At 69.5% G+C, this 21669-nt stretch carries 22 protein-coding genes and 2 pseudogenes; 14 read left to right on the top strand and 10 right to left on the bottom strand.

What is annotated here, in order from left to right; translation table 11 throughout:
* The first annotated feature begins 61 nt into the window (after positions 1-61).
* Positions 62-1333: a 3-phosphoshikimate 1-carboxyvinyltransferase gene (gene aroA, locus ACQCO7_RS15070; RefSeq protein ID WP_464072320.1), complete on the top strand. Its 1272-nt coding sequence runs from the start codon at positions 62-64 to the stop codon at positions 1331-1333.
* Positions 1330-1977, top strand: coding sequence for a GNAT family N-acetyltransferase (locus ACQCO7_RS15065; RefSeq protein WP_464072319.1), 648 nt, complete (start codon positions 1330-1332; stop codon positions 1975-1977). Before aroA ends, ACQCO7_RS15065 begins: the two co-directional genes overlap by 4 nt.
* On the opposite strand, the gene ACQCO7_RS15060 is transcribed toward ACQCO7_RS15065, so the two are convergent.
* The 6 genes and pseudogenes from ACQCO7_RS15060 to ACQCO7_RS15035 all read right to left on the bottom strand — a co-directional run bounded on the left by ACQCO7_RS15060 (position 1952) and on the right by ACQCO7_RS15035 (position 6082).
* Positions 1952-2344, bottom strand: a complete 393-nt coding sequence (locus ACQCO7_RS15060) for a DUF6281 family protein (RefSeq protein ID WP_464072318.1) — start codon at positions 2342-2344, stop codon at positions 1952-1954. The two genes, ACQCO7_RS15065 and ACQCO7_RS15060, sit on opposite strands and share 26 nt — an antisense overlap.
* Before the next feature lie 254 nt (positions 2345-2598).
* Positions 2599-3807 carry an MFS transporter gene (locus tag ACQCO7_RS15055; RefSeq protein ID WP_464072317.1) on the bottom strand — a complete coding sequence of 403 codons (1209 nt, stop codon included), beginning with the start codon at positions 3805-3807 and terminating at the stop codon, positions 2599-2601.
* 236 nt (positions 3808-4043) lie between these two features.
* Entirely contained in the window at positions 4044-4376 is a 333-nt protein-coding gene (locus tag ACQCO7_RS15050; protein WP_464077443.1) for a hypothetical protein, read from the bottom strand.
* Positions 4373-4645: pseudogene (locus ACQCO7_RS15045) on the bottom strand (DUF6232 family protein); the annotation flags it as partial. The pseudogene ACQCO7_RS15045 and the gene ACQCO7_RS15050, both read right to left, overlap by 4 nt.
* 79 nt (positions 4646-4724) lie before the next feature.
* A pseudogene (locus ACQCO7_RS15040) lies at positions 4725-4898 on the bottom strand (DUF6232 family protein); the annotation flags it as partial.
* A gap of 137 nt (positions 4899-5035) precedes the next feature.
* Positions 5036-6082, bottom strand: a complete 1047-nt coding sequence (locus ACQCO7_RS15035; protein ID WP_464072316.1) for a LacI family DNA-binding transcriptional regulator — start codon at positions 6080-6082, stop codon at positions 5036-5038.
* A 247-nt stretch (positions 6083-6329) separates the two neighbouring features.
* On the opposite strand from ACQCO7_RS15035, the gene ACQCO7_RS15030 reads away from it, so the two are divergent.
* The 3 genes from ACQCO7_RS15030 to ACQCO7_RS15020 are packed head-to-tail and all read left to right on the top strand — an operon-like array spanning position 6330 to position 9462.
* On the top strand, positions 6330-7481 hold the full coding sequence (locus ACQCO7_RS15030) for a Gfo/Idh/MocA family protein (RefSeq protein ID WP_464072315.1): 1152 nt from the start codon (positions 6330-6332) through the stop codon (positions 7479-7481).
* Positions 7478-8632 (top strand): dihydrodipicolinate synthase family protein, encoded by a 1155-nt coding sequence (locus ACQCO7_RS15025; protein ID WP_464072314.1) that lies wholly within the window; start codon positions 7478-7480, stop codon positions 8630-8632. Before ACQCO7_RS15030 ends, ACQCO7_RS15025 begins: the two co-directional genes overlap by 4 nt.
* Complete coding sequence (locus tag ACQCO7_RS15020; RefSeq protein ID WP_464072313.1) at positions 8629-9462, top strand: sugar phosphate isomerase/epimerase family protein; 834 nt, start codon at positions 8629-8631, stop codon at positions 9460-9462. The genes ACQCO7_RS15025 and ACQCO7_RS15020 overlap by 4 nt, the downstream gene beginning before the upstream one ends.
* A gap of 62 nt (positions 9463-9524) precedes the next feature.
* On the opposite strand, the gene ACQCO7_RS15015 is transcribed toward ACQCO7_RS15020, so the two are convergent.
* Both ACQCO7_RS15015 and ACQCO7_RS15010 read right to left on the bottom strand, forming a co-directional pair.
* A complete protein-coding gene (locus tag ACQCO7_RS15015; protein WP_464072312.1) occupies positions 9525-9728 on the bottom strand; it encodes a DUF397 domain-containing protein in 204 nt (67 codons plus the stop codon).
* Positions 9710-10552, bottom strand: coding sequence for a helix-turn-helix domain-containing protein (locus ACQCO7_RS15010; RefSeq protein WP_464072311.1), 843 nt, complete (start codon positions 10550-10552; stop codon positions 9710-9712). Before ACQCO7_RS15010 ends, ACQCO7_RS15015 begins: the two co-directional genes overlap by 19 nt.
* A 168-nt stretch (positions 10553-10720) precedes the next feature.
* Here ACQCO7_RS15010 and ACQCO7_RS15005 point away from each other — a divergent pair, with 168 nt between their 5' ends.
* The 9 genes from ACQCO7_RS15005 (at position 10721) to ACQCO7_RS14965 (ending at position 19056) form a co-directional block, all read left to right on the top strand.
* Positions 10721-11128 carry a hypothetical protein gene (locus ACQCO7_RS15005; protein ID WP_464072310.1) on the top strand — a complete coding sequence of 136 codons (408 nt, stop codon included), beginning with the start codon at positions 10721-10723 and terminating at the stop codon, positions 11126-11128.
* On the top strand, positions 11125-11304 hold the full coding sequence (locus tag ACQCO7_RS15000) for a hypothetical protein (RefSeq protein ID WP_464072309.1): 180 nt from the start codon (positions 11125-11127) through the stop codon (positions 11302-11304). The genes ACQCO7_RS15005 and ACQCO7_RS15000 overlap by 4 nt, the downstream gene beginning before the upstream one ends.
* A 298-nt stretch (positions 11305-11602) precedes the next feature.
* On the top strand, positions 11603-12073 hold the full coding sequence (locus ACQCO7_RS14995) for a GNAT family N-acetyltransferase (protein ID WP_464072308.1): 471 nt from the start codon (positions 11603-11605) through the stop codon (positions 12071-12073).
* Between the two features lie 121 nt (positions 12074-12194).
* Positions 12195-13211, top strand: a complete 1017-nt coding sequence (locus ACQCO7_RS14990) for a LacI family DNA-binding transcriptional regulator (RefSeq protein ID WP_464072307.1) — start codon at positions 12195-12197, stop codon at positions 13209-13211.
* On the top strand, positions 13208-14728 hold the full coding sequence (locus ACQCO7_RS14985) for a sugar ABC transporter ATP-binding protein (protein WP_464072306.1): 1521 nt from the start codon (positions 13208-13210) through the stop codon (positions 14726-14728). The genes ACQCO7_RS14990 and ACQCO7_RS14985 overlap by 4 nt, the downstream gene beginning before the upstream one ends.
* The gene (locus tag ACQCO7_RS14980; RefSeq protein ID WP_464072305.1) at positions 14718-16667 is read left to right on the top strand and encodes an ABC transporter permease/substrate-binding protein; all 1950 of its coding nucleotides are present in this window, start codon (positions 14718-14720) and stop codon (positions 16665-16667) included. The genes ACQCO7_RS14985 and ACQCO7_RS14980 overlap by 11 nt, the downstream gene beginning before the upstream one ends.
* A gap of 156 nt (positions 16668-16823) precedes the next feature.
* Positions 16824-17816 (top strand): ribokinase, encoded by a 993-nt coding sequence (locus ACQCO7_RS14975; RefSeq protein WP_464072304.1) that lies wholly within the window; start codon positions 16824-16826, stop codon positions 17814-17816.
* Positions 17813-18202 (top strand): D-ribose pyranase, encoded by a 390-nt coding sequence (gene rbsD, locus ACQCO7_RS14970; RefSeq protein ID WP_464072303.1) that lies wholly within the window; start codon positions 17813-17815, stop codon positions 18200-18202. The genes ACQCO7_RS14975 and rbsD overlap by 4 nt, the downstream gene beginning before the upstream one ends.
* Before the next feature lie 350 nt (positions 18203-18552).
* Positions 18553-19056 (top strand): hypothetical protein, encoded by a 504-nt coding sequence (locus ACQCO7_RS14965; RefSeq protein WP_464072302.1) that lies wholly within the window; start codon positions 18553-18555, stop codon positions 19054-19056.
* 84 nt (positions 19057-19140) lie between these two features.
* On the opposite strand, the gene ACQCO7_RS14960 is transcribed toward ACQCO7_RS14965, so the two are convergent.
* Positions 19141-19932, bottom strand: coding sequence for a helix-turn-helix transcriptional regulator (locus ACQCO7_RS14960; protein ID WP_464072301.1), 792 nt, complete (start codon positions 19930-19932; stop codon positions 19141-19143).
* A gap of 238 nt (positions 19933-20170) precedes the next feature.
* Positions 20171-21460: a citrate synthase gene (locus ACQCO7_RS14955; RefSeq protein WP_010350127.1), complete on the bottom strand. Its 1290-nt coding sequence runs from the start codon at positions 21458-21460 to the stop codon at positions 20171-20173.
* Positions 21461-21669: the final 209 nt, after the last annotated feature.

Raw genomic sequence — 21669 nt, 5'->3', positions numbered from 1 at the left:
CCCCATACCAACCCCTGGACGCTCCCACCCCCGCCACCCCCGGCCCGGGATCATGAGGGGCATGCCCCTCGTCGACATCCCCGGTTCCAAGTCCCTCACCGCCCGCGCCCTCTTCCTGGCGGCAGCGGCGGACGGTGTCACGACCCTCGTGCGTCCCTTGCGCTCGGACGACACGGAAGGGTTCGCCGAGGGGCTGAGCAGCCTCGGTTATCGGGTCGGGCGGGCGCCGGACGTCTGGCAGGTGGACGGCCGCCCGCAGGGCCCGGCGGTCACGGACGCGGACGTGTACTGCCGGGACGGCGCGACGACCGCCCGCTTCCTGCCGACGCTCGCCGCCGCGGGCCACGGCACGTTCCGCTTCGACGCCTCGCCCCAGATGCGCCGTCGCCCCCTTCTCCCGCTCACCCGCGCCCTGCGCGACCTCGGCGTGGACCTGCGCCACGAGGACGCGGAGGGCCACCACCCCCTGACGGTCGACGCGGCCGGGGTGGAGGGCGGCGAGGTCGTCCTCGACGCCGGCCAGTCCTCCCAGTACCTCACCGCGCTGCTTCTCCTCGGCCCCCTCACCCGCACGGGCCTGCGCATCCGCGTCACCGACCTGGTCTCCGTGCCGTACGTGGAGATCACGATCGCGATGATGCGGGCGTTCGGCGTGGAGGTGAAACAGGAAGCAACCGTTTCCACAAACGACCCCGGCGCCTCGGGCGAGCGTGTCTACACCGTCCCGCCCGGCGGCTACCGCGCCACCACCTACCCCATCGAACCCGACGCCTCCACCGCGAGCTACTTCTTCGCCGCAGCCGCCCTCACCGGCGGCGAGGTCACCGTCCCCGGCCTCGGGCAGGGCGCGCTCCAGGGCGACTTGGGCTTCGTGGAGGTCCTGCGCAAGATGGGCGCGTACGTCGAGATCGCCGCCGACCGTACGACGGTGCGGGGAACCGGCACGCTGAACGGCGTGACGGTCACCATGCGCGACATCTCCGACACGATGCCCACCCTCGCCGCGATCGCCCCCTTCGCCACCGGCCCCGTCCGCATCGAGGACGTCGCCAACACCCGCGTCAAGGAGTGCGACCGCCTCGACGCCTGCGCGGAGAACCTGCGCCGCCTCGGCATCGACGTCACGACGGGCCCCGACTGGATCGAGATCCACCCCGGCACCCCGAAGCCCGCCGAGATCACGACCCACGGCGACCACCGCATCGTCATGTCCTTCGCGGTCACCGGCCTGCGCACGCCCGGTATTTCGTTCGACGACCCCGGTTGCGTCCGCAAGACTTTCCCCGGTTTCCACGAAGCGTTCGCGCAGTTGAGGAAGGACATCACCGGGTGAGATTCGAGTCAGGCCAACAGCCGGTCCTGTACGGCGACTTCGTACGTCTGGAACCCCTGGACCGGCGCCACGCGACCGAGTTGGCGCGCGCGGCGCAGGAGGACCGGGGGACGTACGCGTACACCTGGGTCCCGACGTCCGCCGAGCTGGACCGCTACCTCGACCTCCAACTCGCCCGCGCGGCCGACGGATCGATCTCCCCGTTCGCCCAGATCTCGGCGTCCACGGGCCGTGCCGTCGGCGTGACGGCCTACTGCGAACCCCGAGCCTGGCTCGACCCCGCCCGGCTCGACGCGGTCGAGGTCGGCCACACCTGGCTCGCCGCGTCCGCCCAGGGCACCGGCGTCAACGCGGAGGCCAAACTCCTCCTGTTCCGGCACGCGTTCGAGGTCTGGCAGGTCTCCCGCGTCGACCTGAAGACCGACGCCCGCAACGCCCGCTCCCGCGCGGCCATCGCCGCTGTCGGCGCCACTTTCGAGGGCGTCCTGCGTAACTGGTCCCCTTCCAAGTACCCCGGCGAGGAAGGCGAGTTGCGCGACTCGGCGATCTTCTCGATCACGTCCGAGGAATGGCCGGAGCGCCGGACCGGTCTGGAGGAGCGGGTCGCCCGCTACGCGCCTACGGAGCGGACGGCTCTCGCGTAAGCAACTTCCGTACTTCCATGGGCAGTTGGTCCCGCACCCTCATCGCCACCAACAACGTCTCCGTGGACCCGTCCACGACGATCGCCACCGACGGGTCCACCCCGACGACGGAGTACGCCCGTACCTTCCGCGCCGCGATCCCGGGGTCGTCGTCCCCACCCGTGTCGTCACAGACCGGCAGCACCGCCGTACCGACCTGCTCCCCGGGCGTGAACTCGGCTCCGGCCAGGTCGGAGTACCGCCGTCCGTCGAAGTCGGCGACGAACGCGCAGGACGCCGCGCTGTCGCCGGCGGCGCACCCGCTGGTGAGCACGGCCCCGACGCCCATGGCCAGCAACACGGTGAAACGGCTTACTACGGTTCTCACAGCGGGACATCCCCTCGTACGGACGACTCGTCACGACGGTGACGCCCCGCCCCCGAGGAACGTTCAGTGGTGCCTGGACGGCGAGACGAGGCTGACGGCGAGGTGAGGCTGGGGAGGCCAGGTGAGGGGAGCGCGTACAGTACGGCGCGCGCCGCCGAGCTTCCTCGCCCCGGGTCCTCTCGCGCCGGGCCCCCTCGCGCCGATCCCTCTTACCCCAGGCCCTCTCATGCCCAGCCGCCGCACACCGAGCCCCCTCACCCAGCTCCCCCCTGCCGCTCCCCACACCGCTCCCCACCCCCGCCGGACCAACCACCCCCACCGAAACGTCCCCCACCCCCACGCCCACCGACCCCACTCCCCAAGACCACCAACCCCGCAAGCCCCGCGCCAACCCACAACGCATCGCGATAATCCCCAGTCACCTCAGTAACACCCCCCGCCACCAACGGCCCCACAACCGCCCCCAAGTTGAGCGCGACCGTAGCGAACGCCCCCGCCAGAACCGGCGCTTCACCAGCCCCGACGTACAACACCCGCCCCACCAGAGCCGATCCACCCCCGAACGACAACGCGCCCAGCACCAGCGCCCCACCGAAAAGCACACCACCCCACTCCCCGGTCAACGCCAACCCACCCCAAGCCAGCGGCAGTACCCCCAGCACCACCCGCAGCCACGCGTCTCCCTTGCGCCCGACGGCAGTCACCCCGAAGAACGCCCCCACCCCGAACACGGCGAGCAACGCCGGCACGGAGACATCGGGCAGCCCGGCAACCTCCGTACCGATGACGGCGAGATACGAGAACCCGGCGAAAGTAGCCCCGTTGACGGCGGCCCCCATGCACAGCGCACGCCGCAGCGGACCCCGCCGCAGTGAACGGAGTTCGGCACGGGCCCCGAACTCGCCGCCCACGCCAGCGGATTCACCCCCGGACACCCGAACAACCCACCCCAGCGCGGGCAGACACAACCCGGCCACGCCCCAGAACGCGGCCCGCCACCCGAACCACTCCCCGAGCAACGCCCCCGCAGGCACCCCCACCGCACACGACAGGGTCACCCCCGCAAGCAGCACGGAAGCAGCCCGCCCCGCCGACTCAGGCGCGACCAGGGAAGAAGCCGTGGACAACGCCACAGCCAGAAACCCCGCGTTGACGACAGCCGCCACCACCCGGGTCCCGAACAGCACCGAGAAATCCGAAGTAACCGCTCCCACAACATGCACGACGACGAACGCCGCGAGAAACCCGCCCAACGCCGCCCGCCGGGGCAACCGCGCCCCCACGACGGCCATCACCGGCGCCCCCACGACCATCCCGACCGCATAAGCGGACGTCAGACTGGCCGCGGCCCCGACGGACACGGACAACTCGCGCGCGATGCCGGGGATCAGCCCCGACAGCATGAACTCAGAGGTGCCTTGCGCGAAAACGGCAAGGCCGAGGACGTACAGAAAAACAGGCAAGGGAAGCCGCTCCAGCCAGAGAGGGGAGAGTGCACGGACGCTGACGTACAGGTCCCGCGCGCTGAAACGGCGCCGATGTGGCCCAGAAAAGCCTCAGTTACCGGTTACTACTCAGCCGCACGGGGTCTGCGGCTGCACTCTGTCCGACTCGGGGCTCGACATACCCGGCACGCTACAAGCCCGCCCCACCTCCGATCAACCGCCCAACCCCCACCCCGCCCAACCCCCACCCCCGATCAACCGCCCAACACCCGCCGCACCGCTTCCACCACCGGCGCCCCCACCTCCCCAACCACCACAGCCACCCCCATAACCGCGGTCAACGCCCGCCGTAGCACCCCAGATTCAGCCCCCTCCCCGATAACTCGCAACGACTCGTCAAGGCTCTCCCGATCGGCCGGAGACACCTGACCCCGCAGCGCGCGAACAGCGACCACCATTTCCCGGAACGCGGCCTCCGAATCACCGGCCGACTGATACGTGTTCTGGACCTTCCCGACGTTCCCCGCCCCGCCGTACATGTTCACGACGTCCCCCTGATGGAAATGACGACTCTCTTCGGCGTTCAATTCCCCTGCTTCCCCACGTTGTTGTGCCCGCCGACCATATTGACCTTGTCCCCGATGTGATAGTTCTCGACCTGGATCTGGAATTCCGCCTCGGGATTGTCGATCGCGTCCATGATCTGGAGGACGAGCCGCGATACGACGGCCTTGTCGGTGCTGACGAGCGCGGTGTACGGCGTCCCGGCGGTCTCGATGACGAGCGCGTGGTAGACGGGCGTGACCAGGACGGACACGAGCCGCGCGACGAGGACGAACCCGAGCGCGCAGTCGAGGAGGAGGGCGAGGTCCGAGACCGGTCCCGGCGTCCGCGTTGTTCAACTCCCCATGTGACGCCGCCGAGACGATCACGCCGGAGACGATCACCAGGACCAGCGCATAGCCGAAGAACTGCCCCAGCGCGACCATCCGCCTCGGCCGAATCCGAACCGTCGTCGCCCGCGCGATGTTGTGCAGCGGATACGCCTCCGCTCCCACCCACAGGATTCGCCGGCTGACCCGGACAACGATGACTTCGCGCTTGGCCATGACGGATTCCCCCGAACCGGCGCCCAGGGCGCTCCCCCGACAGGAAAAGAGCATCCTCGCGCTCTCACGGCACCCCAGAAGACCCCCGCCAACCGCCTACCCCCGCGACAGCCCCCGCAGAAAACCCCCGCAACCGCTTACCCCCGAGGCACCCCGGAAGACCCCCGAACCATCAACTCCCCCCGGATCACCGCGATCCCCCCGGGCGGCGGCTCCTCCCGCCCCATCGCGATCCGCCCCGCCCGAGCCCCCGCCTCGGCAAGCGGCAGCCGAACAGTCGTCAGCGCGGGCACCGCATCGATACTGAACGGCAAGTCGTCGAAACCGGCTACGGAAACGTCATCGGGAATCCGCAACCCCGAGTCCCGCAACGCCGCACACGCCCCCAGCGCGACGGAGTCGTTAGCGGCGACCACGGCAGTCAACGACGGGTCCCGGCGCAGGAGTTCGAGCGTCGCCTCGTACCCCGCCCGCCGGTCGTAAGGCCCATGGACGGTCCACCCGGCCAACTCCTCGACCCCGGCGGCCTCCAGAGCCGCCCGGTGCCCTTCGAGCCGGTGCCGAGTGGTCGTCCGCTCCTCGGGCCCGGCGATGTAGCCGAGCCGCCGGTGCCCGAGCCCGAGCAGGTGCTCGGTCAACTCCCGCCCCCCGCCCCGGTTGTCGAAGGTGAGCGCGATCGCCCCGGTGTCCGGCGCCGGAGGCCGCCCGCACAGCACGATCCGCGTCCCCGCCTCCGCCAGCCGGCGCAACTTCGCGGCCACGGCCGCCGCGTGGGGCTCGTTCTCCATCGCGCCGCCGGTCAGGACGACGGCAGCCGCGCGCTGCCGCTGCAACAACGTCAGGTAGGTCAGCTCGCGTTCGGGATCGCCCCCGGTGTTGCACACGACCGCGAGCCGCTCACCCCCCGCGCGCCCCCCGGTCCCGCCGATCTCGGACTGCACGGCACCGGCCATGATCCCGAAGAAGGGGTCGGCGATGTCGTTGACCAGGATGCCGACGAGGTCGGAGGTGGCGGCGGCGAGGGCGCTCGCGGGGCCGTTCAGGACGTAGTCCAGCTCGTCCACCGCGCGCAGGACCCGCTCCCGGGTCGAGGCCGCGACGGGGTAGTTCCCGTTCAGTACGCGCGACACCGTCGCGGGGGAGACCTGTGCGCGGGCCGCCACGTCCGCCAGGGTCACCGTCATCTCGTCGTCCTCCGGGGTCGAGCGTCGTCGTACATCGTCGTACCGGAGAGACCCTACGGCCGAACGGCCGTACCGTTCGCCCCCTCGAACGACCCGAGTGTCTCGAACTGGACACGGTCTTGTCCGGACCACTGGTCAGAGGCTAGCTTGCCAGGAGTAATAGAAAGCGCTTGCTGTGACGCTGATCAGGTGGAGGCGTGCGTGCGGCGCACACTCCCCGCGTACGACTTTCTCCGAAGGGACCGACGTGACACGCAAAACGGTGCGTATCGCCATGAACGGCGTCACTGGACGGATGGGCTACCGCCAGCACCTCGTCCGATCCATCCTCGCCCTCCGCGAACAGGGCGGACTCGACCTCGGCGACGGCACGGTGCTGTGGCCCGAACCGATCCTCGTCGGCCGCCGCGAGCACGTCCTGCGCGCGATGGCGGACGAGCACGGCCTGGAGCACATCTCCACGGACGTCGACGCGGTCCTCGCCGACCCGACCGTCGACATCTACTTCGACGCCCAGGTGACCTCCGCCCGCGAGGACGCGATCAAGAAAGCGATTGCTGCGGGCAAGCACATCTACACCGAGAAGCCGACCGCGACCGGCCTCGACGGCGCCCTGGAGCTGGCCCGCCTCGCGAACGCGAAGGGGATCAAGCACGGCGTCGTCCAGGACAAGATCTTCCTCCCCGGCCTGCTCAAGCTGAAGCGCCTCATCGACGGCGGCTTCTTCGGCCGCATCCTGTCCATCCGGGGCGAGTTCGGCTACTGGGTCTTCGAGGGCGACTGGCAGCCGGCCCAGCGTCCGTCGTGGAACTACCGCGCGGAGGACGGCGGCGGCATCGTCGTCGACATGTTCCCGCACTGGGAGTACGTCCTGCACGAGCTGTTCGGCCGCGTGAAGTCCGTCCAGGCCCTCGCCACGACCCACATCCCGCAGCGCTGGGACGAGAACGACAAGCCGTACGACGCGACGGCGGACGACGCCGCGTACGGCATCTTCGAGCTCGACGGCGGCGCCATCGCCCAGATCAACTCGTCCTGGGCCGTGCGCGTCAACCGCGACGAACTCGTCGAGTTCCAGGTCGACGGCACCGAGGGCTCGGCCGTCGCGGGCCTGCGCAACTGCCGTGCACAGCACCGCAGTTCGACCCCGAAGCCGGTCTGGAACCCGGACATCCCCGCCACCGAGGTCTTCCGCGACCAGTGGCAGGAGGTCCCGGACAACGGCGAGTTCGACAACGGCTTCAAGGCACAGTGGGAGCTGTTCCTCAAGCACGTGTACGCCGACGCTCCCTACCACTGGGACCTCCTCGCGGGCGCCCGCGGCGTCCAACTCGCCGAGCTGGGGCTGAAGTCGTCCACCGAGGGCCGCCGCTTCGACGTCCCGGAGATCGCACTGTGACCATCCAACTCCCCTCCCCGGACGGCGGGTTGCACGCGTACGAGCCGCGCGCCGAACCCCTCGCCGTCACCCCCGGCGTCCCCTTCACCTCCCGTACGGTCTTCTCGGCGGCCCACGTCGTCGCGGACCCGTACGCCGACGTGTCGCCCGACTCCCCGGCCGCCGTCGACTGGGACGCCACCCTCGCCTTCCGCCGCCACCTCTGGTCCCACGGCCTCGGTGTCGCCGAGGCGATGGACACCGCGCAGCGCGGCATGGGCCTCGACTGGGCGGGCGCGGCGGAGCTGATCCGCCGAAGTGCCGCCGAGGCCAAGGCGGTTGGCGGACGCATCGCGTGCGGCGTCGGCACCGACCAGCTCACCACCGGCGGGTCCCTCGCGGCGATCCGAGCGGCGTACGAGGAGCAGCTGGCGGTCGTCGAGGAGTCCGGCGCCCAGGCCATCCTGATGGCGTCCAGGGCGCTCGCGGCAGCCGCCCAGGGCCCCGAGGACTACCTGGAGATCTACGGCCACCTCCTGCGCCAGGCCGCCGAACCGGTCGTCCTGCACTGGCTGGGCCCCATGTTCGACCCGGCGTTGGAGGGCTACTGGGGCTCCTCGGACCTCGACGCGGCGACCGACACGTTCCTCGAAGTGATCGCCGCCCACCCCGACAAGGTCGACGGCATCAAGGTCTCCCTGCTCGACGCGCAGCGCGAGGTGGACCTGCGCCGCAGGCTCCCGCAGGGCGTCCGCTGCTACACCGGCGACGACTTCAACTACCCCGAGCTGATCGCGGGCGACGAGAAGGGCTTCAGCCACGCCCTCCTCGGCATCTTCGACCCGCTGGGCCCGCTCGCCGCCGAGGCCGTACGCGTCCTGGACACGGGCAACACGGCCGGTTTCCGTGAACTGCTGGACCCGACCGTCGAGTTGTCCCGGCACCTGTTCCAGACGCCGACTCGCTTCTACAAGACGGGAGTCGTGTTCCTCGCCTGGCTCGCGGGACACCAGTCCCACTTCACGATGGTCGGCGGCCTCCAGTCCGCGCGCTCCCTCCCGCACTTCGCCCGCGCCTACCAACTCGCCGACGGCCTGGGCCTGTTCCCGGACCCGAAGCTCGCCGAGGAGCGCATGAAGAGCCTGCTCGCGGTGTACGGGGTGACCCGGTGACCGACCTCGCGCGCTTCGCCATCAACCAGATGACGGTCAAGCAACTGTCGCTCCCCGAACTCGCCGACGCCTGCGCCGAGTTGGGCATCGACAAGGTCGGCCTCTGGCGGGACCCCGTCCAGACGTACGGACTTGACGCCACCGCCAAGCTCGTGCGCGACGCCGGCCTCACCGTCACGACCCTCTGCCGGGGCGGCTTCTTCACGGCGATCGACCCGGCCGAGCGTACGGCGGCCCTCGCCGACAACCGCCGCGCGATCGAGGAGGCGGCCACCCTCGGCACCGACACCCTCGTCCTGGTCTCCGGCGGCCTCCCGGCGGGCTCCAAGGACCTCCACGGCGCCCGCGAGCGGATCGCCGACGCACTGGGCGAGTTGGGCCCGTACGCCGAGCAGCACGGCGTACGTCTCGCCATCGAGCCGCTCCACCCGATGTACGCCTCGGACCGCTGCGTCGTCTCGACCCTCGCGCAGGCCCTCGACATCGCCGAGCGCTTCCCGGCGCACCAGGTCGGCGTCACCGTCGACACGTACCACATCTGGTGGGACGACGACGCACCCGCGCAGATCGCCCGCGCGGGGGCCTCCGGCCGGATCCACACCTTCCAACTCGCCGACTGGACAACCCCGTTGCCCGAAGGCGTGCTCAACGGCCGGGGCCAGATCGGGGACGGCGCGATCGACATGCGCGAGTGGAAGCGCTACGTCGAGGACGCCGGGTACACGGGCCCCATCGAGGTCGAGTTGTTCAACGACGACCTCTGGACCCGCGACGGCCGCGAACTCCTCGCGGAGACGGCGGCGCGGTTCGTGGAGCACGTGATCCGCTGAACGCGGGGGACACACGACAGGCCCCGCCCGGGAACGTTCCTGGGCGGGGCCTCGGCGTGAGGTCAGCGCGTGGATTCCTTGACGGAGTCGACGAAGGTGTTCCAGGAGGCGGCGGTGAAGAGGAGGGCGCCGAGGGTGGGGGCCTTGCTGTCGCGGACGGGGACGAGGGAGGGGAGGTTGGGGGCGAATTCGAGGCACTGGCCGCCGGACTGGCTGCTGTAGCTGCTCTTGCGCCACGAGACGCTTCTCAGGTCGATGGCTCGCACGGTACTTCCTCCAACAGCCGCCGGATGAACTCGCGCGATTCGTCCGGGGATAGGGCCAAATCGCGAACCCGATCGTATCTGAGCTGAAGCCGCCGGACGTCATCAGTTTCTTCGAACAGCTCGCCGTCGTAACCAGTCTCCACCCAGGCGACGGTCTGGTTGGTGTCGTCCTGGAGGAACATGGTGTCGGTGTTCGTCAGGGCGTGGAGGCCGACGGACACCGGGAGTACCTGGATGGTGACGTTGTCGAGCTCCGACATGTCCAGCAGGTCCTGGAGCTGCTCACGCCATTCGGCGGGGTCCTTGAGCGGGGTGCGCAGCACGGACTCCGAGATGATTGAGCGGAAGGCCGGTGCGGCGTCCCCGGTCAGGAGGTCACGTCGGCCCATGCGAGCGTCGACCTGTGTGGCCAGCTCCTCGCCCTTCATGCCGCCCGCTGACAGGAATTCCCTGGCGTAGGCCTCGGTTTGCAGCACACCGGGCAGGCTCGCGGCGGCGTAGTGCCACATCCTGACCGCCTTGGCCTCCCACACCATGTACGGCCGAAACTCCGCCTTGAACTGCTTCATGTCCAGGATCGCCAACTCCCACAACGCCATCAGCATCGGCGTCGTCCCGTAGTGCTGGTCCAGCGCCTCCACGATCTCCGGGCTCCCCAGATTCCGCCCGCTCTCCAGCTTCCCGAACGTCGAAGCGTCCCAACCGAGTTGGTCCGCGAGCTGCTGAAGCGTCTCCCCCTTCTCCTCCCGCAGTCTCCTCAGCTCCTGCGCGAACCTCTTCCTCGGCTCCTGGCTGCGTCCCGTGACCGCATTCCGCTGTGGCACCTCGTCCCCTCCCGGCGTTTATGGAATTTGGCCGCCTCATCCGGAACCAACGCCCGTTCCGGCTGCACCGACACCCGAACCTGGGCCATCCTCTTCTTACCCAGGAACACGCAGAGTATTACAACTGCCGCATTCCGTACAGATGTTGGATGAAAGGACCGATACCCGATGGAACCGGGAACCCTCTACTACGACCCCGCCACCGACAAGGTCGGCGAGTACCAGGACCACCTCGGCAAGTACGCCATGCTCCGCCCCGTCGGCGGCGGCACCGAGTGGTCCGCCGACCCCAAGACCCTCCGCCCCCCGACGGACACCGAACGTCTCCGCGCCGGCGTGAAGGCCGCGAACCGCCAGAGCCTCAACAACCCCCCGAACAACACCCCGTTGGAACCGGCGATCGACCTGAACGCCGCCCCCCGCCCCTACCCCGACTGCGGCACCTGCGACGAACTCGCCACCCTCCGCCGAGCCGCCGCCAAGGAACTGGACTACAGCGCAGCCGCCGACGCGAACGTCCTCCTGCGCCGCCACCACGCCGAGGCCCACCCCCACCCCCGGGACACCACGGAGTGACCCGCCCCCACCCCCACCAGATCACCGAAGTCCTCCCGACCTACGTGACACCCCCACCGCCTCAACCCCCACCGCCCCCCACCCCGCGCCTCCTCGACACCCTCCTCACAGCCCTGAGCCTCGCCAGCCTCCTCGCGATGTCCGCGGCGACCCTGACGAGATTCCTCCACACCTGATCCGACCCCCGAGAACCACCCCCGACACCCCTGAACGTCCCGCCCGTTCGCTGTCCCCCGCAGCGGACGGACGGGACTCCACGGGCAAGCGCCGACCCCCACCGCCCCGCGCCCCCAAGCTAGTGCCGCGTCAGGCAACGTTCGCCCCGTCGCGACGCCCGGCACGCACTCTCGCCGCACCGGCCGAAAGCCCACGTACGTCCAGTACGAGGACTTCCGGCCGGCACGCCGAGAAGCACGCACCGGACGCCGCTCCTTGACGGGCAAACGTCGCCTGAAACGGCACTAGCGTCGCCCCATGATCCGTCTGGAGCGGCTCCGAGCCGACCACGCCCCCGCCCTGCTCGCCTTCGAGCTGGAGAACCGTGCCTACTTCGCCCGCACCATCCCCGACCGTGGCGACGACTACTTCCGGGAGTTCGAAGACCGGCTCGCCGGACTGCTCGCCGAGCAGGAAGAGGGCGTGTGCCACTTCCATGTGCTGCTGAGCGGAGAGGAGGTGGCGGGTCGGATCAACCTCGTGGACGTCGAGGACGGTCTCGCCGAGCTGGGCTACCGGGTGGGCGAGCGGTGGGCCGGGCGAGGAGTCGCGACGCGGGCCGTCGGCGAGGTGTGCCGGCTGGCGCGAGACACGTACGGCCTCCGAGGACTCTTCGCGGGGACCGACGTCGGAAACCGAGCCTCGCAGACCGTCCTGGAGCGGAACGGGTTCGTGGCCGGCGGCGCCACCGAGCGCGGCGGGGTCCGGTACGAGCTTGCGCTCATCTGAGCGGGGGTTCATCACGATCGGGTTTCGGCCAGTGGCGTAACACTTGCTTCTCGGGCATGTAATCGATTCCAATCGTGTTAACACGTCGATGTAATCGATTCCACGAGGAGGTGGGGCGGTCATGGCGAGCATCAAGGATGTTGCCGCCGAAGCGGGCGTGTCCGTGGCGACCGTGTCGCGTGTCCTGAATCGGCACCCCTCGGTGAGTGCGGACGCGCGGACCCGGGTCGAGGCTGCCGTAGAGGCGCTGGGGTACCGGCCCAACGCCGTCGCGCGGTCCCTGCGCACCGATCAGACCCGCACCTTGGGGCTCGTGATCAGTGACGTGCTGAATCCGTACTTCACCGAGCTGGCGAGGTCGGTGGAGGAAGAGGCGCGGGCGCTGGGGTACAGCGTGATCATCGGGAACGCCGATGAGCGGCCGGAACTTCAGGATCACCACGTACGGACGCTGCTGGACCGCCGTATCGACGGGCTGCTCGTGTCGCCCACCGACGGCGGGTCGCCGCTCATGCTGGACGCCGCTCGGGGCGGGACGCCGATGGTGTTCGTGGACCGGTGGATCCCCGGGGTGGATGTGCCGGTCGTCCGGGCGGACGGGCGAGGTGCCGTACGGGACCTCGTCGCGCACCTGCACGGGCTGGGGCACCGGCGGCTCGCGATCATCGCGGGGCCGGCGGCGACCACCACCGGCCAGGAGCGTGTCGAGGCGTTCCGCGAGGCGCTGGAGGCGTGCGGGCTCGATCTGCCGGAGCAGTACATAGGCCAGGGTGACTTCCAGGTCGCCAGCGGGCGGCGGGTGACCGAGGGCTTCCTCGACCTCGCCGAGCCCCCGCAGGTCGTGTTCGCGGCGGACAACCTGATGGCGCTGGGCGCCCTGGACGCCGTACGCGCGCGCGGGCTGCGGGTGCCGGACGACATCGCGCTCGCCGCGTTCGACGACATCCGCTGGTTCGTGCACACGGACCCGCCGATCACCGCGATCGCCCAGCCCACGGGCGAGCTGGGCCGCGCGGCCGTACGCGCGCTCGTGGACCTCATCGAGGGGCGGGCGCCGCGATCGGTGACGCTCCCCGCCCGTCTCGTCGTTCGCCGCTCCTGCGGCGAGAACCCCGTAACGAACAGGAGCCAGTCGTGAGCAACGCGGACGAGTTGCTGCGCATCGAGGGCATCAGGAAGACCTTCCCCGGGGTGGTCGCGCTGGACCGCGTCGACTTCGACCTGAGGCGGGGCGAGGTCCATGTGCTGCTCGGTGAGAACGGCGCGGGAAAGAGCACGCTGATCAAGATGCTCTCCGGCGCGTACACCCCCGACGAGGGACGGATTCTGGCCGGCGGCGAGGAGGTGCGCATCCATGGTGCGCAGGACTCCGAGCGGCTCGGGATCGCCACGATCTACCAGGAGTTCAACCTCGTCCCCGACCTGACGGTCGCCGAGAACATCTTCCTGGGCCGCCAGCCGCGCAAGTACGGGATGATCGACCGCAAGACGATGGAAGCGGACGCCGCTGTCCTCCTGGAGCGCGTCGGTGTCAACGTCTCCCCCCGCGCGCGGGTGCGTGAACTCGGCATCGCACGGCTCCAGATGGTCGAGATCGCGAAGGCGCTGAGCCTGAACGCGCGCGTACTGATCATGGACGAGCCGACGGCCGTGCTGACCTCCGAGGAGGTCGAGAAGCTGTTCGTCATCGTGCGCAAGCTGCGCGAGGACGGCGTCGGGATCGTCTTCATCACGCACCACCTGGAGGAGATCGCCGCGCTCGGGGACCGGGTGACGGTCATCCGGGACGGCAAGTCGGTCGGCCAGGTGCCCGCCTCCACGCCGGAGGAGGAACTCGTCCGGCTGATGGTGGGCCGGTCCATCGAGCAGCAGTACCCGCGCGAGCGGGCCGACACGGGCGCGGCGCTGCTGTCCGTGGAGGGGCTGACCCGGGACGGCGTCTTCCACGACGTCAGCTTCGAGGTGCGCGCCGGTGAGGTCGTCGGGATCGCCGGTCTCGTGGGCGCGGGTCGTACCGAGGTGGTACGCGCCGTGTTCGGGGCGGACCCGTACGACCACGGTACGGTCCGGGTTTCCGGGGACTCTCTGAAGAAGCACGACGTCGTCGCCGCCATGGCCGCGGGCATCGGGCTGGTACCCGAGGACCGCAAGGGTCAGGGGCTCGTGCTCGACCAGTCGGTCGAGGAGAACCTCGGACTGGTCACTCTCAGGTCTGCCACCAAAGGGGGGATCGTCGACCTCAAGAGCCAGCACGACGACGCCGCCCGGATCGCCGAGCAGCTCGGCGTGCGGATGGCCGGGCTCGGTCAGCAGGTGCGCACGCTGTCCGGCGGGAACCAGCAGAAGGTCGTCATCGGCAAGTGGCTGCTGGCCGACACGAAGGTGCTGATCCTCGACGAGCCGACGCGCGGGATCGACGTCGGCGCCAAGGTCGAGATCTACCAGCTGATCAACGAACTGACGGCCGCCGGGGCGGCCGTACTCATGATCTCCAGCGATCTGCCCGAGGTGCTCGGTATGAGCGACCGGGTGCTGGTGATGGCGCAGGGCCGCATCGCGGGCGAGCTGTCCGCCGACCAGGCCACGCAGGACGCGGTCATGTCGCTGGCCGTGAGCAACCCCACTACCGAACTGGAGGCCCCCCGTGGCCGCTGAAACGCTCAAGAGCGGTACGGGCGCCGGTGGCGCCGCGGCGGTGCGCCGCCTGCTGCTCGACAACGGCGCGCTGACCGCGCTGATCGTCCTCGTCATCGCCATGTCGGCGCTGTCGGGCGACTTCCTGACGACCGACAACCTGCTCAACGTCGGTGTCCAGGCGGCCGTGACCGCCATCCTCGCCTTCGGTGTCACCTTCGTGATCGTCTCGGCGGGCATCGACCTGTCGGTGGGTTCGGTGGCGGCGCTGTCGGCGACCGTGCTGGCGTGGAGCGCCACGTCGCACGGGGTGCCGGTGGTGCTGGCCGTGCTGCTGGCGCTGGCGACGGGTGTCGCCGCCGGTCTGGTCAACGGCTTCCTGATCTCGTACGGCAAGCTGCCGCCGTTCATCGCGACGCTCGCGATGCTGTCGGTGGGGCGCGGGCTCGCGCTGGTGATCTCGGACGGGTCGCCGATCGCGTTCCCGGACTCGATCTCCCATCTTGGTGACACGCTCGGCGGGTGGCTGCCGGTGCCGGTGCTCGTGATGGTGGCCATGGGGCTCATCGCCGCGTTCGTCCTGGGGCGTACGTACATCGGCCGTTCGATGTACGCCATCGGTGGTAACGAGGAAGCGGCACGGCTGTCGGGTCTGCGGGTGAACCGGCAGAAGATCGCGATCTACGCGCTGTCCGGTGTCTTCGCCGCCATCGCCGGTGTCGTCCTCGCCTCCCGGCTCTCCTCCGCGCAGCCGCAGGCCGCGACCGGGTACGAGCTGGACGCGATCGCCGCCGTCGTCATCGGCGGCGCCTCCCTCGCGGGAGGTACGGGTAAGGCGTCGGGGACGTTGATCGGTGCGCTGATCCTCGCGGTGCTGCGCAACGGGCTGAACCTGCTGAACGTCTCCGCGTTCTGGCAGCAGGTCGTCATCGGGGTCGTCATCGCGCTGGCGGTGCTGCTCGACACGGTGCGGCGCAAGGCCGGGGCGGCTCCTACGGCGATCGGGGCGCCCGGTGGGGGCAAGGGGAAGCAGGTCGCGACGTACGGGGTCGCCGCTGTGGTGACCGTGGCTGTCGTGGGGGCCACGTCGTTCCTGCACAACGGTTCGTCGAAGTCGGACGATCCGAAGATCGGGCTCTCGCTCTCCACGTTGAACAACCCGTTCTTCGTGCAGATCCGGTCCGGGGCGCAGGCCGAGGCGAAGAAGCTGGGCGTCGACCTGACGGTCACCGACGCGCAGAACGACGCCTCGCAGCAGGCCAACCAGCTCCAGAACTTCACCAGTTCGAACCTCGGGGCGATCATCGTCAACCCGGTGGACTCGGACGCGGCGGGCAACTCCGTGAAGGCCGCGGACAAGGCGAAGATCCCGGTCATCGCCGTCGACCGCGGCGTCAACAAGGCCCAGGTGGACGCGCTCGTCGCCTCCGACAACGTCGCCGGTGGTGAGCAGGCGGCCAAGGCCATCGCCGAGAAGCTCGGCGGCAACGGGAAGATCGTCATCCTTCAGGGGCAGGCGGGTACGTCCGCCGCACGCGAGCGGGCCGAGGGCTTCGCCAAGGGGCTCAAGGCGTACCCGGGGATCCAGGTCGTCGCGCAGCAGCCGGCGGACTTCGACCGGACCAAGGGGCTCGACGTGATGTCGAACCTGCTCCAGGCGCACCCCGATGTGCAGGGTGTCATCGCCGCGAACGACGAGATGGCGCTGGGCGCGGCCAAGGCACTCGGGTCGAAGGCCGGGAAGTCCGTCCAGGTCGTCGGGTTCGACGGAACTCCCGACGGGCTCAAGGCGGTTGAGCAGGGGACGCTGTACGCGTCCGTGGCTCAGCAGCCGTCGCAGCTCGGGAAGATCGCGGTGGACAACGCGCTGAAGGCGATCAAGGGGGAGAAGGTCGAGGAGACGATCAAGGTGCCGGTGAAGGTGGTCACGAAGGAGAACGTGGCCGGGTTCAGCGGCTGAGGTGAGGGGTGGCCGGGGTCTCGCGTGAGCGGGGCTCCGGCTGGCTCTGTTGTGGTGGCCGGGTTGTTGTGCAAACGGTTGCACAACGGTTCCGGCCGCCGTGGCCGGCGGGGGTTGCGCAAGCGGTTGTGCAACCCGTCCTGATTGGGGAGTTTCATGTACGACTACGACCTGCTGGTCGTCGGGTCGGCCAACGCCGATCTCGTGATCGGTGTCGAGCGCAGGCCCGGCGCCGGGGAGACGGTGCTCGGGTCGGACCTCACCGTCCATCCCGGCGGCAAGGGGGCCAACCAGGCGGTCGCCGCCGCGCGGCTCGGTGCGCGTACGGCGCTGCTCGCGCGGGTCGGGGACGACGCGAACGGGCGGCTGCTGCTGGAGTCGCAGCAGGGCGCCGGGGTCGACACGGTCGGCGTGCTGGTGGGCGGGGCGCCGACCGGCGTCGCGCTGATCACCGTCGACCCGTCGGGGGACAACAGCATCGTGGTGTCGCCCGGTGCGAACGGGCGGCTGACGCCTGAGGACATCCGGTCCGCCGGGTCCCTGTTCCACGCCTCGCGGGTGGTCTCGGCGCAGTTGGAGATCCCGCTGGAGTCGGTCGTGGAGGTCGTGCGGCAACTGCCGTCCGGTACGCGGTTCGTGCTGAACCCCTCTCCCCCGCAGGCGCTGCCCGCCGAGGTGCTGGCCGCGTGCGATCCGCTGATCGTCAACGAGCACGAGGCCCGGGTGATCCTGGGGGGTGGCTCGATCGGTGACGATCCTGCCGAGTGGGCGCGGGAGTTGCTCGCGAGCGGGCCCAAGTCGGTGGTGGTGACGCTGGGTTCGGAGGGGGCGTTGGTCGCGTCTGCGGAGGAGGGGGTCGCGCGGGTCGCTTCGGTGAAGGTCGACGCCGTCGACACGACCGGGGCCGGGGACTCGTTCACGGCCGCGCTGGCCTGGAAGTTGGGCGCCGGGTCCTCTCTGACGGAGGCTGCTGCTTATGCCGCTCGCGTCGGAGCAGTCGCGGTCACGCGGCGGGGTGCGCAGGAGTCGTTCCCGACCGCCGAGGAGGTCGAGGCCCTGTGCTGTGCTGGCCCGGGGGACAACCCCCGGACCCCCGGCCGGGGGTCGGACAACATCCCCGGCACTGTCTCGGGAGGTGAGTCTCGGTGAAGAGAAGTGGGATTCTGAATCGCCATCTCGCCGGGGCCATCGCCGAGTTGGGGCACGGGGACGGGGTGCTCGTGTGCGACGCGGGGATGCCGATTCCGGACGGGCCCCGGGTGGTCGACCTCGCGTTCCGGGCGGGGGTGCCGTCGTTCGAGGACGTACTCGCCGGGCTGCTCGACGAGTTGGTGGTCGAGGGGGCGGTCGCGGCGGAGGAGGTGCGGGAGGCGAACCCCGCTGCGGACGGGTTGTTGGCCGGGGCGTTCGCGGAGCTGACGTACGTGTCGCACGAGAAGCTGAAGGAACTGAGCGCGGGGGCACGGTTGGTGGTGCGGACGGGGGAGGCCCGGCCGTACGCGAACGTGCTGTTGCGGTGCGGGGTGTTCTTCTAGGTCCGCTGCTTGGCAGAGGTGCTGGTGGAAATGCTTCGAGGGGCCCCGTCCGTCGACCGGGCCCCTCGCGCGTTTCCCCCTCCGTGCCGGAACCCTCGTGATCCCCCCAGATCCCCCTCCAGGGTTCCGACGCACAGTACGACCGGCCTGGGCGGCAAAGGGTTGTACGGCTTCTGCAAGATTCTTCCGGGCGCCGGCATCACAGGCGGCGTCGCACGCGGATCGCCCATAAAGGCGGAAGTCACCGGTTCTGCCCTACTCGGGAGTTGGGGTCATTTGCCTCTATCACCTCATGGTTACCCACGGAAATCTTGATCAGGAACACAGCCGCCGAAACGAGAGGAGCCACTGTGCTCACGTCGAGTCGCCCGAACGGGCGTCGTCTCCTGAACAAGTCCCTGGGCCTGCTGGCCGTGGCCGGAATGGGCCTCGGCGCGGTCGCCATGACGGGCGGCACCGCCTATGCCGCGCTGTCCAACAGGGGCGGAGGCAATGTCCCGCTCTCCATCCAGGGCGGACGGGTCAGCCTTCCCGACAGCGCCAACAGCGTCCTGGTGACCATCCCCGGCACGGGCGCGTTCTGCACCGGCCGTCCGGGCGACCGCAGCGCCAATATCAGCACCGGGCTCCAGGTGGGCGAGGGCACCTCGTTCTCGATCGACGCGTTCAGCGACGGCTCCTGCCGGGGGAACAAGGTCTCCCCGGGCATCGGCTACACGGCCTCGTACAACGGTCCCAGCCCGAAGAACGGGACGTTCACGCTCGTACAGGTCCGCATCTCGAATCCAGCCATGTTCGTCTGCACCGACGGCGGCTGGACCGACGGCCTCGGCGCCGGGTGCCGGCAAGCCTGACCGACGCGCCCGCGGCGAAGGAACTCAGCGGCGCCTGGCCTCACGCGGCCACGGCCGCCATTCCGCCACCGAGCAGCGTGAACGTCAACTGACGTACGGGACAGCAGGGTTGGGCCCGGCAGTGGGCCCAACCCTGCCCGCGCGCCGCGACACGACGTGCCGTGACGACGTCACCTCTGGCACGTGGTCCGTACCCTGTCTGTCCGGCTTCCGCGTCTCGCCGCACGTTGTGCCGCTCAGATGTCCGAGCCAGCGGAGGATGGCCTCGGACCGTCCCCGCACTTCGAGCTTCGCGTAGATGCGGCTCAGATAGTTCCGCACCGTCTTCTCGGTCAGGAACATGTCCCGGGCGATGTCGCGGACGCCCTGTCCGGCCGCGAGCAGTTCCATGACCTGCCGCTCCCGCTCGGACAGCGTGCGAAACCCGTAGCGCTTCCCGTGCTCCTGGGCCCGCACCCGGCTGACGACCTTGCCCGGTTCGGCGGCGATCACCGGATCGAGGCAGCTTCCTCCGCGCGCCGTCCACAGCAGCATCCACGGGAGCCACCGTGACACGTGAACGCTCTCCAGCAGGTAGCTGATGGCGCCGTGGTCCAGGGCCTGCCGCACGTCCTGCCAGTCGAGCCAGTACGCCAGCACCGCGACGGGCGGCAGACCGCCTTCCGCCTCGGCCGAGAACAGCCCCAGTTCCCGCGCCGGGCCGGGGCCGTAGAACAGGACGACATCGTCGCTCGCGCGAATCTCGTGCGGCCCTTCTATGAGCCGGCTCTCGACGTTCGCCATGGCGGGCGGCCGGCTGCCATGGCGGCTCACCAGAGCCACGGTCAGCGACTCGGTGCGCAACGGATGTGGGGGGAAGGCGAGGTCGTGCGGCACTGCGTCTCCATGCGGGGTGCGCGGTGAGGGGGGTGGGGGACCGCACCGGGTTTCGGGTGACCCGGCGTATTTGAACTTTCTAGCACAATGTCGCACTTGTGGTAAATTTGCGGATCGTCGCATAGGTAGCCGCATGGCGGACAGAACCCCCACCCCCATAGGCGAAGGGTCCTCCCGTCAGCAGACGGAAGGACCCTCGGCCCACATTCACACGCTCCCGGCGCGACCGCCGGAGGCGTCAGCGCTCCTCGACCGGGACGAAGTCCCGCTCCACCACACCCGTGTAAATCTGACGCGGACGCCCGATACGCGAACCGGGCTCCTTGATCATCTCGTGCCACTGAGCGATCCACCCCGGCAGCCGCCCCAGCGCGAACAGCACCGTGAACATCTCCGTCGGGAAGCCCATCGCCCGGTAGATGAGCCCGGTGTAGAAGTCGACGTTGGGATACAGGCTCCGCGACACGAAGTAGTCGTCGGAGAGCGCGTGCTCCTCAAGCTTCAGCGCGATGTCGAGCAGCTCGTCGGACTTGCCGAGCGCCGAGAGGACATCGTGCGCAGCCGCCTTGATGATCTTCGCGCGGGGGTCGAAGTTCTTGTAGACCCGGTGCCCGAAGCCCATGAGCCGAACGCCGTCCTCCTTGTTCTTCACCTTGCGGATGAAGGAGTCGACGTCACCCCCGCTCGCCTGAATCCCTTCGAGCATCTCCAGGACGGACTGGTTGGCGCCCCCGTGCAGGGGCCCCCACAGTGCGTTGATCCCGGCGGAGATGGAAGCGAACATGTTGGCCTGCGACGACCCGACGAGGCGGACGGTCGAGGTCGAACAGTTCTGCTCGTGGTCGGCGTGCAGAATCAGCAGCTTGTCGAGCGCGGCGACGACGACGGGATCGAGGTCGTAGTCCTGCGCCGGCACGGAGAACGTCATCCGCAGGAAGTTCTCGACGTACCCGAGATCGTTGCGCGGGTAGACGAACGGATGCCCGACGGACTTCTTGTACGCGTACGCGGCGATGGTCGGAAGCTTCGCGAGCAACCGGATCGTCGAGAGATTGCGCTGCTTCTCGTCGAACGGATTGTGGCTGTCCTGGTAGAACGTCGACAGCGCGGAGACGACGGACGACAGCATCGCCATCGGGTGCGCGTCGCGCGGGAACCCCCGGTAGAAGTTCTTGACGTCCTCGTGGAGCAGCGTGTGCTGCGTGATGTCGCTCTTGAACACGGAGAGCTCGTCGACGGTCGGCAGCTCGCCGTTGATCAGCAGGTAGGCGACCTCCAGGAACGTGGAGCGCTCGGCCAGCTGCTCGATCGGGTAACCCCGGTAGCGCAGGATGCCCGCCTCGCCGTCGAGGTAGGTGATCGCGGATTTGTACGCGGCGGTGTTGCCGTAGCCGCTGTCGAGTGTCACGAGACCGGTCTGGGCGCGGAGCTTCCCGATGTCGAAGCCCTTGTCACCGACGGTGCTGTCGATCACCGGGTAGGTGTACTCGCCGTCGCCGTACCGCAGTACTACAGAGTTGTCGCTCACGTCTTCCCTCACCGACGTTGTGCCTCATCTTCGAGGTTGCCCTGACTGTCTCTACCATCCCCCATTTGGCGCAGGAGAGTGCACTCGGGGTCGGCCATTGGGCGTGTCGGCGGCACTCAGTGCCGCCAACTTGTTCATCCTGCCGCCTTTGTTCCGCTTCCGGAAGTGCTCTGTGACCTTCGTGACTCATTTGATCGATCATTTTTTCC

The sequence above is a fragment of the Streptomyces saintjeani genome (assembly GCF_055409605.1).
Note: the sequence above shows the minus strand (reverse complement) of the source record. Positions and strands in the feature narration are given on the sequence as shown.

What these genes read in the sequence shown, in the direction of transcription:
- aroA (WP_464072320.1), top strand. Translation starts at nt 62, where the DNA reads ATGCCCCTCGTCGACATCCCCGGTTCCAAGTCCCTCACCGCCCGCGCC.
- ACQCO7_RS15035 (WP_464072316.1), bottom strand. Translation starts at nt 6,082, where the DNA reads ATGACGGTGACCCTGGCGGACGTGGCGGCCCGCGCACAGGTCTCCCCC.
- ACQCO7_RS15005 (WP_464072310.1), top strand. Translation starts at nt 10,721, where the DNA reads ATGGAACCGGGAACCCTCTACTACGACCCCGCCACCGACAAGGTCGGC.
- ACQCO7_RS14995 (WP_464072308.1), top strand. Translation starts at nt 11,603, where the DNA reads ATGATCCGTCTGGAGCGGCTCCGAGCCGACCACGCCCCCGCCCTGCTC.
- ACQCO7_RS14990 (WP_464072307.1), top strand. Translation starts at nt 12,195, where the DNA reads ATGGCGAGCATCAAGGATGTTGCCGCCGAAGCGGGCGTGTCCGTGGCG.
- ACQCO7_RS14975 (WP_464072304.1), top strand. Translation starts at nt 16,824, where the DNA reads ATGTACGACTACGACCTGCTGGTCGTCGGGTCGGCCAACGCCGATCTC.